The sequence below is a fragment of the Chryseobacterium sp. PvR013 genome (genome assembly GCF_017833095.1).
Taxonomy (GTDB): domain Bacteria; phylum Bacteroidota; class Bacteroidia; order Flavobacteriales; family Weeksellaceae; genus Chryseobacterium; species Chryseobacterium culicis_A.
This window is the reverse complement of the sequence record NZ_JAFIBT010000001.1, coordinates 3,115,364-3,130,792: the sequence shown is the minus strand read 5'-3', so window position 1 is coordinate 3,130,792 and position 15,429 is coordinate 3,115,364. Positions and strand designations below refer to the sequence as shown.

General features: G+C 36.4%; 12 protein-coding genes. 3 read left to right on the top strand and 9 right to left on the bottom strand.

Features of this window, described 5'->3' with window-relative positions:
• The first annotated feature begins 90 nt into the window (after positions 1-90).
• A complete protein-coding gene (locus JOE44_RS14230) occupies positions 91-2,460 on the top strand; it encodes an outer membrane beta-barrel family protein (RefSeq protein ID WP_209786084.1) in 2,370 nt (789 codons plus the stop codon).
• Between the two features lie 106 nt (positions 2,461-2,566).
• Positions 2,567-4,432, top strand: a complete 1,866-nt coding sequence (locus JOE44_RS14225; protein WP_209786083.1) for a M1 family metallopeptidase — start codon at positions 2,567-2,569, stop codon at positions 4,430-4,432.
• 34 nt (positions 4,433-4,466) lie between these two features.
• Here the strand turns inward: JOE44_RS14225 and JOE44_RS14220 are convergent, their stop codons facing one another.
• From JOE44_RS14220 to clpB, 9 genes are all read right to left on the bottom strand, one after another.
• Complete coding sequence (locus tag JOE44_RS14220; RefSeq protein WP_209786082.1) at positions 4,467-5,852, bottom strand: phosphatase PAP2 family protein; 1,386 nt, start codon at positions 5,850-5,852, stop codon at positions 4,467-4,469.
• Between the two features lie 107 nt (positions 5,853-5,959).
• A complete protein-coding gene (locus tag JOE44_RS14215; protein WP_209786081.1) occupies positions 5,960-6,973 on the bottom strand; it encodes a zinc metalloprotease in 1,014 nt (337 codons plus the stop codon).
• 431 nt (positions 6,974-7,404) lie between these two features.
• On the bottom strand, positions 7,405-8,409 hold the full coding sequence (locus tag JOE44_RS14210) for a zinc metalloprotease (protein WP_209786080.1): 1,005 nt from the start codon (positions 8,407-8,409) through the stop codon (positions 7,405-7,407).
• A 250-nt stretch (positions 8,410-8,659) separates the two neighbouring features.
• Positions 8,660-9,301, bottom strand: a complete 642-nt coding sequence (locus tag JOE44_RS14205) for a response regulator transcription factor (RefSeq protein WP_105684606.1) — start codon at positions 9,299-9,301, stop codon at positions 8,660-8,662.
• Entirely contained in the window at positions 9,298-10,029 is a 732-nt protein-coding gene (locus JOE44_RS14200; protein WP_245169787.1) for an ATP-binding protein, read from the bottom strand. Before JOE44_RS14200 ends, JOE44_RS14205 begins: the two co-directional genes overlap by 4 nt.
• Positions 10,030-10,061: 32 nt before the next feature.
• The gene (locus tag JOE44_RS14195) at positions 10,062-10,706 is read right to left on the bottom strand and encodes a hypothetical protein (protein ID WP_209786078.1); all 645 of its coding nucleotides are present in this window, start codon (positions 10,704-10,706) and stop codon (positions 10,062-10,064) included.
• Positions 10,707-10,733: 27 nt separating this feature from the next.
• Entirely contained in the window at positions 10,734-11,267 is a 534-nt protein-coding gene (locus JOE44_RS14190; RefSeq protein WP_209786077.1) for a hypothetical protein, read from the bottom strand.
• A gap of 196 nt (positions 11,268-11,463) precedes the next feature.
• Positions 11,464-11,616 (bottom strand): hypothetical protein, encoded by a 153-nt coding sequence (locus JOE44_RS14185; RefSeq protein WP_209786076.1) that lies wholly within the window; start codon positions 11,614-11,616, stop codon positions 11,464-11,466.
• Positions 11,617-11,760: 144 nt separating this feature from the next.
• Positions 11,761-14,355 (bottom strand): ATP-dependent chaperone ClpB, encoded by a 2,595-nt coding sequence (gene clpB / locus JOE44_RS14180; protein WP_209786075.1) that lies wholly within the window; start codon positions 14,353-14,355, stop codon positions 11,761-11,763.
• A gap of 369 nt (positions 14,356-14,724) precedes the next feature.
• Between clpB and JOE44_RS14175 the strand changes: the two genes are divergently transcribed.
• A complete protein-coding gene (locus JOE44_RS14175) occupies positions 14,725-15,303 on the top strand; it encodes a TetR/AcrR family transcriptional regulator (RefSeq protein WP_105684611.1) in 579 nt (192 codons plus the stop codon).
• Positions 15,304-15,429 lie beyond the last annotated feature (126 nt).

Genomic DNA, 15,429 nt, shown 5'->3' with positions numbered 1-15,429 from the left:
TTCTATTAACCGTATTTCTTATAGCCAATATAGAATTTTGTACCCGCAGAACAGAACTACAGTTTTGTTGAGTAGGATAAAAAAATAGCCATGTATAAGATTCTTTTTTTACTGTGTTTTCCAGTCTTGATTTTTGCCCAGAAACAAAAACCTGGAGGAACCATTATGAATACCGATAATGAAAAACTCTCATCCATAAAGGTGGAAGTATATAATGCTCAAAATGAATTAATCAAAGAATTAAAAACGGATGATAACGGAAAATTTGTATTGGAAAATATTGCGGAGCAGGATGTAAGACTAGTTGTTAAAAATCAGGGATATTCTTTATTTGAGAAAAAACTTGATCTGAAAGAAGCAGAACCTCTGAATATCATTCTTAAAAAGGAATCACAGGAAATAGAAGGAGTGGTTATGACGAAACGTAAACCGCTGGTGAAAAGAAAAGTAGACCGCCTGGAATTTAATGTGGAAAACAGTAATATTTCATCACTCAATGCCTGGGAAATTTTAAAAAATACACCAAGTGTCACCATCAATAATAGTGTATTGAGTGTAAAAGGGAGCACCGGAATTCTGGTAACAATTAATGATAAAAAAGTAATGCTGACGGGTGATGAACTCAAGAACCTTCTGGAAAATACACAGGGAGATGAGGTGAAATCAGTAGAAGTAATTACCAATCCGCCCGCAAAATATGAAGCCTCAGGCAGTGCAGTACTGAATATTGTACTGAAAAAGAATAAAATCGAAGGCTACCGTGGAATTCTCTCCTCCAAATATATACAGACACAATATGCGAAAGGAGTTTTTGGTCTTTCCCAATATTATAAAAAAGATAAACTTTCCTTTATGGGAAGCTATTATAGAGGGCTGGGGACGTACTACCGGGAAGGAACAGATTATGTAAACTATCCCGAGAGCCAAACCCGATGGGTAAGTACAATTAACAGGAAGGATAAAAACACTAACCAGAATACCCTGAATTTTAATGCGGAATATGAATTGGATAGTTTAACCAATATCAGCCTCAACTACTCAGGGTATTTTTCTCCAAAATCTTTCGGAATTTATAATGTTCCTACACTCATCTATAACCAACAGGATGCTGTAGAATCTAATTATACCACGATCAATGACCATCGTTCACGTTCCATCAATAACTCTGTAAGTTTTCAGATAGACCGTAAGCTTAATAAGAAAAGCAGCCTTTCGTGGATTAATTATTTTACAGGAAATAATACAGATAAATATCAGAATGTGATCACCTATCTGAACTTTGCAGGGCAGCCGCCAGGAGAAGATAATTTTCTTACCCATAATAAAGCAGATGTTCAGTTATATTCTACCCAGCTGGATTATCAGTGGAAAGCGGATAAACTGGAGGTGGAATCCGGAGCGAAGTATAGTTTTGTAAAGACAAACAGTCAGCTTGATTTCTCAGACAATGAGAATGGAATCCTGCAATACCGTCCTGAAAAGAGTAGTATTTTCGATTATAAAGAACACAATTTTGCGCTGTATTCTTCATTGGCTTATGATATTGGAAAATGGAGTTTCAAAGGAGGACTCCGTGCAGAAATGACAGATCTTGAAGGAATTGTTTCCGAACCCTACGAAATGAATAAAAGTAACTATTGGAAACTTTTTCCTACTTTTTACGCACAGTATACCACAGAAAATAAACAGGAATTCGGGTTCTCCTATGGAAAGAGGATCAGCAGACCTTCCTATTCATGGCTGAATCCTGCGAAATCTTATTATAACCTGTTTTCCTATTATCAGGGAGATCCAAAATTGAAAGCAACCATTACCCATAATCTCAATCTTACCTATTCCTGGAAAGACTGGAACCTGGATTTGTATTACCGAAAAGAAATATATCCCTCTATGGAAATTTCATATCAGGAACCAAGTACCAACAGTCTCATTTATTATTTCACCAATATTGAAAAAGGAGAAGCTTTCGGATTGAGCCTGTATAAAAACTTTCAGGTGAAGCCATGGTGGAATATCATCCTCTCTGAAAATCTGGAACACAATGAAAACTACTTCAAAGGAACGGACGGAATGCTGTATAAAAATCAGGTGTGGAACTGGGTGTCCAGTATTTCTACAAGCTTTACTCTGGATAAAAACAGCGATTGGAAAATGGAAATGGGGCACCGCTACTATTCACCCGGTATACAGGGAACCTTTAGAATTTCTTCTCTCTGGTCAGCCTATTTTGTAATGAACAGAAAGTTTTTCAGCAAAAAACTGGAAGCCAGTCTTATTTTTACCGATATTTTCAGATCCACGGGTCAGAAAGTCAGCACAAAATATGCGAATCAGGATAATTATTTTCTTGATTATTCAGATACCCAGGGAATAACGTTTGCATTGAAATTCAATTTTGGAAATCAATCCGTTAAAAATGCAAAAACAATCAAGAAGACAGCCGAACAGGAGAGATTATAGAATATTTTAATATAAAAGTTAATTGCGACAAAATATTGTTACTAAAGAATGATCGCCTGATGTTACATTTTCGCTATTTTTGATACCTATCTTTAAAAAGATCGCTATGAAGAAAATTTTTTCCGGAATGCTGATGGCAGTTTCTTTACTGCAATTGTCAGCTCAGGAATTGTATATGCCGAGGAATATCAAAAAAGCATATGAAACAGGAACACGTGACATCTCCGGTGCACCAGGTAAAAACTACTGGCAGAATAAAGGAGTGTATAATGTAGAGGTGAAAGTGGATGCCGGTACAAAGGTGGTTTACGGAAAAGAAACCATTGTTTATACCAACAACAGTCCCGATAATCTTAATGAACTTGCTATACGATTTGTGAATAATCTTCACAAGCCACAGTCGCCAAGATCAGGATTTGTATCCAAAGATTTTCTGTCGTCTGGGCTAAAGATTAAATCTTTCATCGTAAACAATGTAAAATATGATATCGACAGTGACGACTGGAGTACCGTTGAAAAAGTAAAATTAAAATCAGCTTTAAAATCTAAGTCGAAAGCTGAGGTTAAAATAGAATGGGAATATCCATTATCAGTACAGAGCGAGAGAGAAGGGCAGATTGATCCTGAAACATTCTACGTGGCCTATTCTTTTCCAAGAATTTCCGTATATGATGATTACAATGGGTGGGATATGCTTCAGCACTCAGACAGACAGGAGTTTTATAATGATTTTAATGACTATAGTTTTGCCATCACGGCACCCAAAAATTATGTAGTCTGGGCTACCGGAGATTTTCTGAATCCGGAAGCTGTACTTCAGCCGGAATATTTAAAAAGATATAAAGCTTCCTTAAAAAGCGACAAGCTGATGCATGTTGCTACAGAGCAGGAAATGAAATCCGGAAAAGTAACAAAGCAGAATAAATGGAATGTCTGGAAGTTTAAAGCCAGTCATATTACAGATTTTTGTTTTGCGATGAGCAACCATTATGTTTGGGATGCTGCCAGCGTACAGTTAAAAACAAAAAGAGCCAGCGTTCAGGCCGGATATAAATCAGGAGCTAAAGATTTTGAACATTATGTAGACTGGATGCGCTATAATCTGGATTGGTTCTCGAAAAACTGGCCGGGCGTAGAATATCCTTACAATGTAATGACAGCAATTCAGGGATATGCAGATATGGAATATCCAATGATGATCAATGATACCAGTATTCCTGATGACCTTCAGGATGCAAGACTGACTGCAGATCATGAAATTGCCCATACCTATTTCCCTTTTTACATGGGAATCAATGAGACAAGATATGCATTCATGGATGAAGGATGGGCTACCACGCTGGAATATCTGATTGGAATTGATGAAAACGGAGAAGCTGCTGCCAAAGAATTTTATAAAAACTTCCGTGTTAAAAGATGGATTAATGATGCATCTGCAGAACAGGATCAGCCCGTTATTACAATGAGCACCCAGGTGAGTGGAGCAGGATATGGAAACAATTCCTATGTGAAATCTTCTTTGTCTTATCTGGCTCTGAAAGATTATCTGGGAGACGAATTATTCAAAAAAGCATTACATCATTATATGGACAACTGGAATGGAAAGCACCCTGTTCCATGGGATTATTTCAATTCTATGAATACCGGCTCAGGGAAAAACCTGAACTGGTTCTTCCAGAATTGGTTTTATACCAATAATTATATTGATTTAAAAGTAACCGGAGCTTCCCAGATGAATGATATGCTTACTATAAACGTAGCTAATGTTGGGGGATTTGCCATTCCGTTTGATGCTATATTAGCCTATGAAGACGGAACTACAGAGAAACTGCATTTCTCACCTTCTGTCTGGGAAAAAGATCAGAAACTTACGGATCTGGTAATTCCTATTAAAAAGAAAGTAAAGTCTGTACAGTTGGATGGAGATCTGTTTATGGATTATACCCCGGAAGATAATTACAAAAAATTATAAAAGAAAAGCCTTCAGAATTGAAGGCTTTTGTATTTTAAAAATAAGCAGTTAATCGTAAACCTAAGGTGATATAGCTGATTTTTTCTTTGGCAATCATGTTGTTAAGTTCCTGATCCAGTTCATCACTGTCTTTAATCTCATCACTGAACTGGTAACGGATTGTAGAGTTGATCTGATTATAATCTGTATAAAAGGTAAGGCCTACTCCCGGATTGAATTTGTAGGTCATAGAAGCTCCTGTATTCCAGCGGAAAGCTGGTTTAGGTTTATATCTGGCAATCTGAAGCTCGTGATTTGGAGCATCAATATCATCTCCTTTTACAAATACTTTTCCACTGGCAGTTGCAGCATATCCTCCGGTTAGCTTTACCATGAGCTGCCATTTGTCTGAGAACTCATGAGAGAAATAAGGGCCAATGCCTGCAGACAGGAAGCCCATGGATTGTGTTTTTAATTCATGGTTGCCAAAATCCTGCCCGTCATCAATGGTTATTCTTTGAGATTTAATTGGGAAGCTGCTGAAAGTTATATCTGCACCCACACCCCATTTTTTTGAAAAGAAATAAGCGCCTTCCAATCCGCCCTCAAAACCGTTTTGCTTTTTGTCATCCAGTTCAGATTCTCTCAGGAAGTTGGTTGTACCTAGTGCTATCCCTGACTTTAGAGCAAGAAAGGAAGGATAATCGTTTCCTTGTATCCTGGATAATATACTTAAATTATCACCCTTATTTTTATAAATCTTATCAATAAAAAAATATCCTAGTTCTGTGGATATAATTCCAATACCGGCACCAGCAAGAATATCAGGAACCCAGTGTCTGTTATTTAAATTTCTTCCGAGTCCTGTAATCGTAGCAGAGCCATACCCTGCAATACTGTAAGCCGGATTTACCATTCCATATTCCTTGTGTAGAAAGCTAGCATTCGTAAATGCCATGGCCGCATGTCCTGAAGGAAAAGAATTGTTTTTAGAGCCATCCGGGCGTTCAACTTTTGTTGTATATTTAATAGAATTGACTAAAATAGCCATAATAGCTAAACTCGTCCCATAAGATAAGGTGGCCCTTCCAAGATTATTCCTTCCTTTTACGCCTGCTAATTTTAATCCATAAACAGCAACGGCCGGAGCATATTGAAGATAATCATCATACTTAACTTTGAAGTTGGGAAGATATCGGTTTCTTACCTCACGAATATTCTCTTTTTCTCCCCATGTTGCAGCGGCCGCTGTAAAAAGAAGGGCTGGAGCTACTGATTTTTTAACCCATTCTTTTTGGAAAAAAGGAGTTTTCTGCTGGATGGGATCAACTGAACTAAGTAATGTAAGATCTTCCTTGAGATTCCGGACCTGGATAGTATCCTGCGCTTTAATACAGTGTAAGTGCAATAGTATTCCTGATGCTAGTGCTATTTTTTTCATCGTAGTGGTGCTGAAATTTAAATCGGGTAAAAATATTAAAAAAATCTATCCCAAAAATTGAGATAGACTATTTTAATATTTTTATAATATTCGGATGAGGCTGTTGATTATCTTAATCCAGCTCTAGGTCCGGATGCAGCTACTACAGCCTGCATTCTTGTTTTTTGATTAGCCGAGAACATAAACATAGATTTGTCATCTACATAATCCATATAGTTCATGAACATCTGAGAGCGGCTTACTCCTCCACAAACTCTGTTTAGAGGATAGGTAGGATTACCGTAGTTAGGGCCAGGAGAAGTAGGTGTGTCATTAGAGTAATCTGTCTGGCATCCTGCATCAGAAGATCCCCAAAGGTGTGGAAGGTTTAGGTAGTGTCCTACTTCGTGAGTTACTGTTCTTCCTAAATTGAACGGAGCAGAAGCACCTGTTTTTCCTATGTACTGGTAACCTATTACAAGACCGTCATACCATTGTCCTGCATTTTCCGGGTAATAAGCGTAGCCTAAAGTTCCAGGTTGGTTGTTTTCGTCAAGTATTGAATTGACAACCCAAATATTCATGTTTTTAGTTACATCAGTAGCATCAATCCCTCCTGTACTGGCTTTTTTCATCTGTTCTAGATCAGATCTCCAACCTGTTTTTGTGCTCTGCTTACGGTTGGTTGCCACTAATTTGAAACGGATTTTTACATCGCCTGCTGCTGAAGGCTGAAATGCAGAAGGAATTTTTGTAACGTCAGAATTGGTTCCTCCATAGTCAGCATTGAGTACGGCAATTTGCTCTGCAATTCTTGCATCAGAAACATTTTGCGTAGAAGTGTTATAGATTACATTGAAAACAACCGGGATTTCAACAGTTCCATCTGCAAGAACTTTTCCTACTTTCAGGTCATTGATGAAGCTTTGGGTACGCGATTCGATTTCTTCTGCTTTTAAGCGTAATGAAGGATCTTTTTGTAACATTTTAGCTCTCAATTCTTCAGAAGGGCAGCTTCTTTTAAGCGCGCTTCCGGTAGCAGGCTCCTGAGTGGGCGGAGTTTCATTTTGATTGGTTAAATTGTCAGTGTTACACGCCGACATAAAGCCCAGAACTAGGGCTCCAAATAGGAATTTTTTCATATCGTTATAATATAATTTGGTTGAGGGTGTGAAATTATATTATTTGAAATTAATATGCAAGGTTTTTCTTAAAATGTTTGATAAATGTTTAAATTATCATTGTTTTGTTTGAATTAAAATCAAATAAAATAACATTGTGTTGAATTTTAGTTAATTTTATTTATTTGTTTTATATTTCACATTTAAGTGTATTTTAAATTTAAATAATTTTATTGTTTTTCTATTATTTATAGAATATTTTTTACATTAAAGCAGGTTGTGAATGATCTTTAAAAGCGGTAGATTTATTATCGTATTCTCTTCAATGCTCCTGTAGGATTTGTGGTTTTAATACCTTTTATTGTTATATTCCTGAAGTTTAAGTAAAGTAGAAGCATAAAAAAAATCTATCTCAAAGCTGAGATAGATTTAAATTATATAAAAAAAATATTTTAGTACACTCTTAATCCTGATCTTGCACCAGAAGAGGCTACTACAGACTGCATTCTTGTTTTTTGTCCTGCAGAGAACATAAACATTGCTGCATCATCTACATAATCCATGTAGTTCATAAACATTACAGATCTTTGTACACCACTGCAAGTGTTGTAAAGTGGATAAGAAGGTTTTCCGTAATTGGCAGTAGTTTGCGTAGGAGTATCGCTTACCTGGTCATTTCCGCAATTAGCATCTCCCCAGATATGTCTTAAGTTTAAGTAATGACCTACTTCATGCGTTGCTGTTCTTCCCAGGTTGAAAGGAGATGAAGCTCCTGTTTTTCCAAAATATGGAGCGGCTATTACAACACCATCATTCCATAATCCTGAAGATTCCGGGAAAGTGGCATATCCAAGAATTGTGCGTCCCTGGCTGGTCATTTTGCCTACAACCCATAAGTTTAGATAATTGGTAGGGTTAGTGGCATCAATTCCTCCTTTAGAAGCTTTTTTCATATCATCATTAGTTGCCCAGCTGGTTTTTGAAGTGGATTTTCTAACGGTGTTTACGAGTCTGAATTTTACTTTTGTATCCCCAGAACTTACGGGTTGGAATTCGGTTGGAATTTTATTAACATCACTGTTCGTGCCTGTATAGTCTGCATTCAATACTGCAATTTGCTCAGCAATTCTTGCATCAGAAACGTTTTCAGCTGTAGTTTTGTATATCACATTTACCACCACCGGAATTTCTACCGTACCGTCTGCAAGAACTTTTCCGAATTTCAGATCATTGGCAAATTTCTCTGTATTGGCTTCCAGTGCAGCAAATCTTTGTTGAAGTTCAGGGCTTTTTTTCAATGCTTCCTGTCTGATTTCCTCAGAAGCGCAGCCTCTTTGAGCTAAACTGGCAGAAGTTGTGGGTTCGTCAGTTGTGTTTTCGTTTTGATTGGTGATGCTGTCATTGTTACACGCAGCCATTACACTGAGCATAAAAGCTCCAAATAATAGTTTTTTCATATCAAAATCATTTAGGTTGAGGATGTGAAATTATATTATTTGAAATTGATATGCAAGTGTTTTTTAAATTTCTTTAAAGAATCTTTATTTTTTGTTATTGTTTGGTGGTTTTAATTCAATATTTTTTAAAATGTATTGAATTTTAATCAATTTTACGAAATTTACTAATGTGTTTTTTGATTTTACTTGTTTTACATTGATACTTTTCGTTTAAATTTATTTTTATAAGAATTTTTTAATGGCAAAAAACTTAATTTGCAAAACCATTTTTAATGGCAAAAACAGCCAGTCCTACACGTGTTTTCAGATCCAGTTTTTCACAAAGCTGATCACGGTAGCTTTCCACTGTTCTTGGGCTGCAGCACATTCTGTCTGCAATTTCCTTATAGCTGAGTTCCGTTACAGTATATTTCAGGAATTCTTTTTCTCTGTCGGAAATTTTTATGGCAATCTCAGATTCTGTTTCTTTATTAAGGTTAGAGAATATGATTTTGGAAGCCCAGTCCGGATAAAAGAAACCATCACTGTTGAGTCGGGTGAGAGCGGTTTCCAGATCTCTTGGATGGGTATTTTTTAGAAGATAACCTTTTGCGCCGCTTTTGATCATCTTAATCACACTGTTGTCGTCTCCCTGCATACTGAGCGCCATAATTTTAACATCAGGATGATTTTTTGTAAGCCAGACTGCGGTTTCAAAACCATCCATAATCGGCATACTGATATCCAGGAGAATAATATCGGGAATTGCATTGCCTTCTTCAAATTTTTGGATGAGGTCTTTTCCGTTTTCACTTACATAGATTACTTCAAATTCACTGAAATTACCAATAATCCCTTCCAGGGCTTTTGCAATAAGTATGTGGTCGTCAACAATTACAATAGTTTTTTTCATGACTGTTTTTTTAAGATAATATTGATTTGAGTTCCCTTATTTTCCTGGCTTTCCATACGAAAACGTGCTCCTATAATTTCAGCTCTGTTTTTCATATTGGTCAAACCTATTCCGTTGGATTTGATTTCTGAGGTATCAAACCCGATTCCGTCATCTTGAATATTAAGTTCCCAAAGGATATCTTCGGAAGTATTCAGGCTGATAAGAATATTTTTACAGCGGGAATGTTTTATACTGTTCTGAATAAACTCCTGAGTAATTCTCAGAAGGACATTTTTATGAACAAAGCCTAAATCCAGTTGTTTAAAATTGTGCTCAAAACTTACATGACATTTTTTAAAGGAATTGGTGTTATCTACTTCTTCCTGTATCAGCGTTACAATTTCCTTCTGGTTGATATTGTCATCCGTTAATGTTTTAGACAGGCTTCGAAGATCCTGTAGAGATTGATTAATAATCTGGGAAACCTGATCAATTCTTTCACTGGCTTCGGATACTTTATTTTCATACAGCATCTGCTGTATATAGAGACTTACCAGGGTAAGCTTTTGGCCAATGTTGTCATGCAGTTCCCTGCCGATCTGCTGCATGGTAGCCTGCTGGATTTCCAATTGGGTAGCCAGGAGCTCTCTCTGATGAATTTCATTTTTCATCTCGATTTCATTCAGATATTCTTTTTTGCGCTGTCTGTAACTTCGGATATATACCAATACGGCTGTTACAAACATTACAAAAAGTATGTTGAATAGAATGATAACTATTAAGAGCTCTGTTTTCCCCATATAAATGAACTTGCAAATAAGATATACATCACTGAAACTGAGAGTAGAAAATAACTAAAATAGATATCCCAAATTTCCTTGTATTTTACCAGAAGTGATAAAAATGCCATGAAAGGTAATGTTCCTATATAGGATAGCGTAATCCCAAGATTAATATAAAACATTTTGTTTTTATTGAAATTGAGAATCTCTTGTGAAGTAATTTGTTTGTAATACTCCATTATTACCAAAAGCATCAGAATAAGGCAGCCAAACGTATAGTTGAAAGCAAATACAATTTTACTTTTGGCAAAATATAATTCATTGGGAATAAATGAAAGGAGATATAAAATGGATATTATCCAAAATAATTTGGGCTTTCCCAAAGATTTTGCAGCATATAACCAGTAAAAAAATATAAACTGGATCGGCATTAAAAGGTAGTTATAATACTGAGCTTTGGTAAAATGGACAAAACTTCCCCATTTACCATACGCTTCCCCAAGAAAAATAAATACCAGATAAAACACAAAAAACTTCCAATGTTGTCCTTTTAAACGGTTATAGTGGAAAAGAGCGATGACTGCAGCAAGTCCTTCAGCCCAAAGCAGACTTTTTTGTGCAAATTCCTGGAACTCTGTCATACAGTGTGTTAAGTATATATATTACAATTAGAAAGACTCGCCTATAGGTGTTTTGGGTGGAATAAGGACTCCGTTATTCTCTCCGAGAGTATCATCATCATCATCTTCTCCGGCACCTTTGGCAGAGAGGAAATTTAAAGCTAAAGAACTTCCTCCAGTATTCTGGAAGGGATTGAAATCATAATCGTGAAACTCCCCTGTTTCATTTGTTTTTTTCAGAGTAGGAATCATTACCAGTGTATGTTTTCCCGCATATTCCTCAGGAACAGGATGAGAATCCATCATAGACCAGTTTTCTGATTTCGGATAAGTTGCATAATAAAATCTGATTCCAAGATCTTCTTGAGAGGTTGCCGGATTTACTTTCGCAGCTTCTTCTTCGATTTTTGCAATAAAGCTTTTTAATTTAGGAAGATCAAACCAAATGGAATGTGCGTCTTCTATTCCCAAAGTGGTATTAATAGCACTTAGATGATTTTGACGGTAATTGTCGATCAGAGCCTGGATAAGACTGTTTGACATGATCCCGGGTTGTAGTGGGTTGTTTGATTCTGTATTCATAGCTTAGTGTTTTACGGTAAAACTCAATTAATATGCAAATCTCGTAAAAAATATTCTAGAAAATGTATTCATGAATTGGGAATTACCCTGTTATTTTTACCGTGTTTTTACGGATTGTATGGATGGGATAGAGGTTTTGCAGGAAGGAGGCGCTGATTCAGCCAAAAAAAACGGAGAAAATCTCCGTTTATATTAATTAAATGCATCCGTAATCTTTTGGATCCCTGCAGATCAGTCCTGCTGTGCAGCAAAGGCCGATGGGGCAGTTCCAGTTCTCGTCACAGACTATCATGGATTGAATGAGTCCGCCTTCAATTTTCTTTAATTCGTTTCTTTTTAACTTTTTCATTCTGATTTTGTTTGAGTTATTAGTTGATTTGTATCGTAAATATAATAATATTTCACTAGTAAAGGAAAAAATGTAAAAAAAATAAGTGCTGCAGATCATTCTACAGCACTTATTCACAAAAATAATGTATATGAAAAAAACTATTTATTGCTCAGTAGGTCTGAAAACCAAACCTGTTTCTACAAAATAATCCAGCGTGATTCTGTCTCCATCGTTTACATTTCCTGCAAGGATTTCTTTAGAAAGTTTATTTAATACTTCCTGTTGGATTACTCTTTTCAATGGTCTTGCTCCAAAAGCAGGATCATAACCTTTATTCATCAGATAATCTACCGCATCCTGAGTGAATGTCATAATGATGTTTCGTTTAGATAACATTTCATTGAATCCTCTCAACTGATACTGAACGATTTTTCCGATTTCTTTTTTTCTTAAAGGCTGGAACAGTACAATTTCATCAATTCTGTTCAGGAATTCCGGACGTAGGGTTTGTTTTAAAAGATCAAAAACTTCATCTTTTGTTTTATCCACAATTTCATCCTGGTTTTCCTCCGTAAGATTCTCAAAATTTTCCTGAATAAGGTGGGAACCTAAATTCGAGGTCATAATGATAATTGAATTCTTGAAATTCACTACGCGCCCTTTATTATCTGTAAGACGTCCATCATCCAAAACCTGAAGTAAGGTGTTGAAAACATCTGGATGTGCTTTTTCAATCTCGTCCAGAAGTACTACGGAATAAGGTCTTCTTCTCACGGCTTCGGTCAGCTGCCCGCCTTCATCATATCCTACATATCCCGGAGGCGCTCCTACCAATCTTGAAACACTGTGACGCTCCTGATATTCACTCATATCAATTCTGGTCATATTGTTTTCATCATCGAATAAGAATTCTGCTAATGCTTTTGCCAGCTCGGTTTTACCTACTCCGGTTGTTCCCAGGAATAAGAAGGATCCGATAGGTTTCTTATCATCGCTTAACCCGGCTCTGTTTCTTCTGATAGCATCTGCAACCGCCTGAATGGCTTCGTCTTGTCCTACCACTCTGTGATGCAGCTCAGATTCAAGATTCAATAATTTATCTCTTTCAGACTGCAGTAACTTGGTTACAGGAATACCTGTCCATTTACCAATTACTTCAGAGATGTTTTCGGCCGTAACCTCTTCTTTGATCAGCTCATTCTGATGGTTCTGCATTTCCAGCTCCATCTTGGTGAGTTCTTCCTCTTTTTCACGGAGTTTTCCGTATTGGATTTCCGCTACTTTGGCATAGTCTCCGGCTCTGGAAGCTCTTTCTGCTTCATGTTTCAGAGATTCAATATCTTTTTTGATCTGGGTAAGATCTTCACTTTTCTGTTTTTCTTTCAGCCATTTGGCATTGATCTCATTTCTTTGTTCAGAAATTTTTGCAATATCTTCCTTCAGGTGATCAATTTTTGTCTGATTCCCTTCTCTTGAAATGGCTGCTAATTCAATTTCCAGCTGCATCAGTTTTCTGTCCAGAACGTCCAGTTCTTCCGGCTTTGAATTGATTTCCATTCTCAGTTTTGCGGAAGCCTCATCAATAAGGTCAATCGCTTTGTCCGGTAAAAAACGGTCTGAAATATATCTTTGAGACATTTCTACCGCAGCGATAATTGCTTCATCTTTAATTCTTACTTTGTGGTGGGCTTCATATTTATCTTTAATACCACGAAGGATAGAAATAGCAGATTCTGTATCCGGTTCTTCCACCATTACTTTCTGGAAACGTCTTTCTAAGGCTTTATCTTTTTCAAAATATTTTTGATATTCATTCAGCGTAGTGGCTCCTATCGCTCTTAATTCTCCTCTTGCTAAAGCGGGTTTTAAAATGTTGGCAGCATCCATTGCTCCTTCACCACCACCGGCTCCTACTAAAGTATGGATCTCATCAATGAAAAGAATAATCTGTCCGTCAGATTTGATAACCTCATTCACCACAGATTTCAGACGCTCTTCAAACTCACCTTTGTATTTTGCTCCGGCGATCAATGCTCCCATATCCAATGAGAATAAAGTTTTATCCATAAGGTTTTCCGGAACATCACCGCTGATGATTCTATGGGCAATTCCTTCAGCAATTGCTGTTTTACCTACACCCGGTTCCCCAATTAAGATTGGATTGTTTTTAGTTCTTCTGGAGAGAATCTGTAAAACCCTTCTGATTTCTTCATCTCGCCCGATTACAGGATCCAGTTTCCCTTCCGCTGCCAGCTCGTTGAAGTTCTTAGCATATTTATTTAAAGACTGATAGGTTTCTTCTGAGCTTGCAGAAGTTGCTTTGCTTCCTTTTCTTAATTCTTTGATAGCGCCTTCCAGTAGGTTTTTAGTTACCCCCATATCTTTCAGCATTTTGGATACTTCAGAACTGGTTTCCAGAAGTGATAACCATAAATGTTCAATTGTTACATATTCATCACCCATCTTTTTAGCGATATTGGGTGCATCCAGTAATACTTTGTTGGCTGATTGTGAAAGATAAATGTTGCCTCCCTGTACTTTTGGAAGTTTTTCTAAATTTTCACGGTTGCGCTCTCTTACTAAGTTGGCATCTGCTTCAGATTTCTTTAATAAGAAAGGCGATATATTTTCATCCACCTGGAAAATTCCTTCAAGGAGATGTTGAGGTTCAATACTTTGATTGCCCAGCTCCATAGCAACCTGTTGTGCTGCCTGGATGGCTTCCTGTGATTTTACAGTATATTGGTTTAAGTTCATATCTTTTATATTTTTGGTAATGGTTAATATTAAGTTTAGCTTTAAAAAACATCAAGAAACCAAATTTTAAGGCTCAGTTTCTTAATGCCATCAATTATTTAATCATTTATTCGATGACTGTATCGCAAAAACTGTTCAATTATTAAATTTACAAAAAAATAGGACAAATTTTCCGGATATTGTATTTTTAACGGAAATTTAACTTGACAAAATTTCCGATTTCGTAATTATTTCTTTGAAATTGATGAACAAATAGTCAGAATCAGGTAAAATAATTACATCATAAAACTGAAATTGAAGAGTCTTTTGCTTTTTATGATCAAAAAATAAGCAGTTTAAATCAGAATAGTTACTTTTGCATTTTACCAGATGGAACTAAAGGAAAAACAGAGAAAAATACTAGACGTAGCAGTAGAACTTTTCAAAGAGAAGGGCTATATGGGAAGCTCGGTAAGAGATCTGGCTACGAAACTCAATATCAAGGCAGCATCACTGTACGCGCATATCCGTTCAAAGGAAGAAATTTTGGAATGGATCTGTTTTGGCATTGCTCAGGAGTTTTTCGATGAACTTCAGGAAGTAAAAAATACGGATATTGCACCCAGAGAAAAACTGAATCTGCTTTTGGATAAACACCTTTCGGTTGTTCTTAAAAACCGTGATGTTACCCATATTTATTCCAATGAGTGGAGGCATCTTGAAGAAAGACTTCCTGAATTTGTAGAATTAAGAAAAAACTACCAGCAGGAAGTTGAAGAACTGATTTCTGAGATCTACAAAGCAGAAAAATGGGAGCTGAAATCACCTTCATTTACCACAAGATTTATTCTTCATACTTTAAATAATTCATACTTCTGGTTCAAAAGAAGCAGTGATTCTACCGATGAAATTACCGATGAGATCAGAGATAAAATTCTTTTTGGTCTGCTTGGAAATCAGCATTCATAGAATTTTGGTAAATAGAATCATTACTACATTTTATATTATACGTTTTACAAAATAAGCATTTTAGCTTTTATTTTGTTATTTAGAATCATTCAAAATATGACAAAAGTCATAAAAATTTTGCCAGCT

Coding starts and splice junctions, on each gene's coding strand:
- JOE44_RS14230 (WP_209786084.1), top strand. CDS start 91: ATGTATAAGATTCTTTTTTTACTGTGTTTTCCAGTCTTGATTTTTGCC.
- JOE44_RS14225 (WP_209786083.1), top strand. CDS start 2,567: ATGAAGAAAATTTTTTCCGGAATGCTGATGGCAGTTTCTTTACTGCAA.
- JOE44_RS14220 (WP_209786082.1), bottom strand. CDS start 5,852: ATGAAAAAAATAGCACTAGCATCAGGAATACTATTGCACTTACACTGT.
- JOE44_RS14215 (WP_209786081.1), bottom strand. CDS start 6,973: ATGAAAAAATTCCTATTTGGAGCCCTAGTTCTGGGCTTTATGTCGGCG.
- JOE44_RS14210 (WP_209786080.1), bottom strand. CDS start 8,409: ATGAAAAAACTATTATTTGGAGCTTTTATGCTCAGTGTAATGGCTGCG.
- JOE44_RS14205 (WP_105684606.1), bottom strand. CDS start 9,301: ATGAAAAAAACTATTGTAATTGTTGACGACCACATACTTATTGCAAAA.
- JOE44_RS14200 (WP_245169787.1), bottom strand. CDS start 10,029: ATGTTTGTAACAGCCGTATTGGTATATATCCGAAGTTACAGACAGCGC.
- JOE44_RS14195 (WP_209786078.1), bottom strand. CDS start 10,706: ATGACAGAGTTCCAGGAATTTGCACAAAAAAGTCTGCTTTGGGCTGAA.
- JOE44_RS14190 (WP_209786077.1), bottom strand. CDS start 11,267: ATGAATACAGAATCAAACAACCCACTACAACCCGGGATCATGTCAAAC.
- JOE44_RS14185 (WP_209786076.1), bottom strand. CDS start 11,616: ATGAAAAAGTTAAAAAGAAACGAATTAAAGAAAATTGAAGGCGGACTC.
- clpB (WP_209786075.1), bottom strand. CDS start 14,355: ATGAACTTAAACCAATATACTGTAAAATCACAGGAAGCCATCCAGGCA.
- JOE44_RS14175 (WP_105684611.1), top strand. CDS start 14,725: ATGGAACTAAAGGAAAAACAGAGAAAAATACTAGACGTAGCAGTAGAA.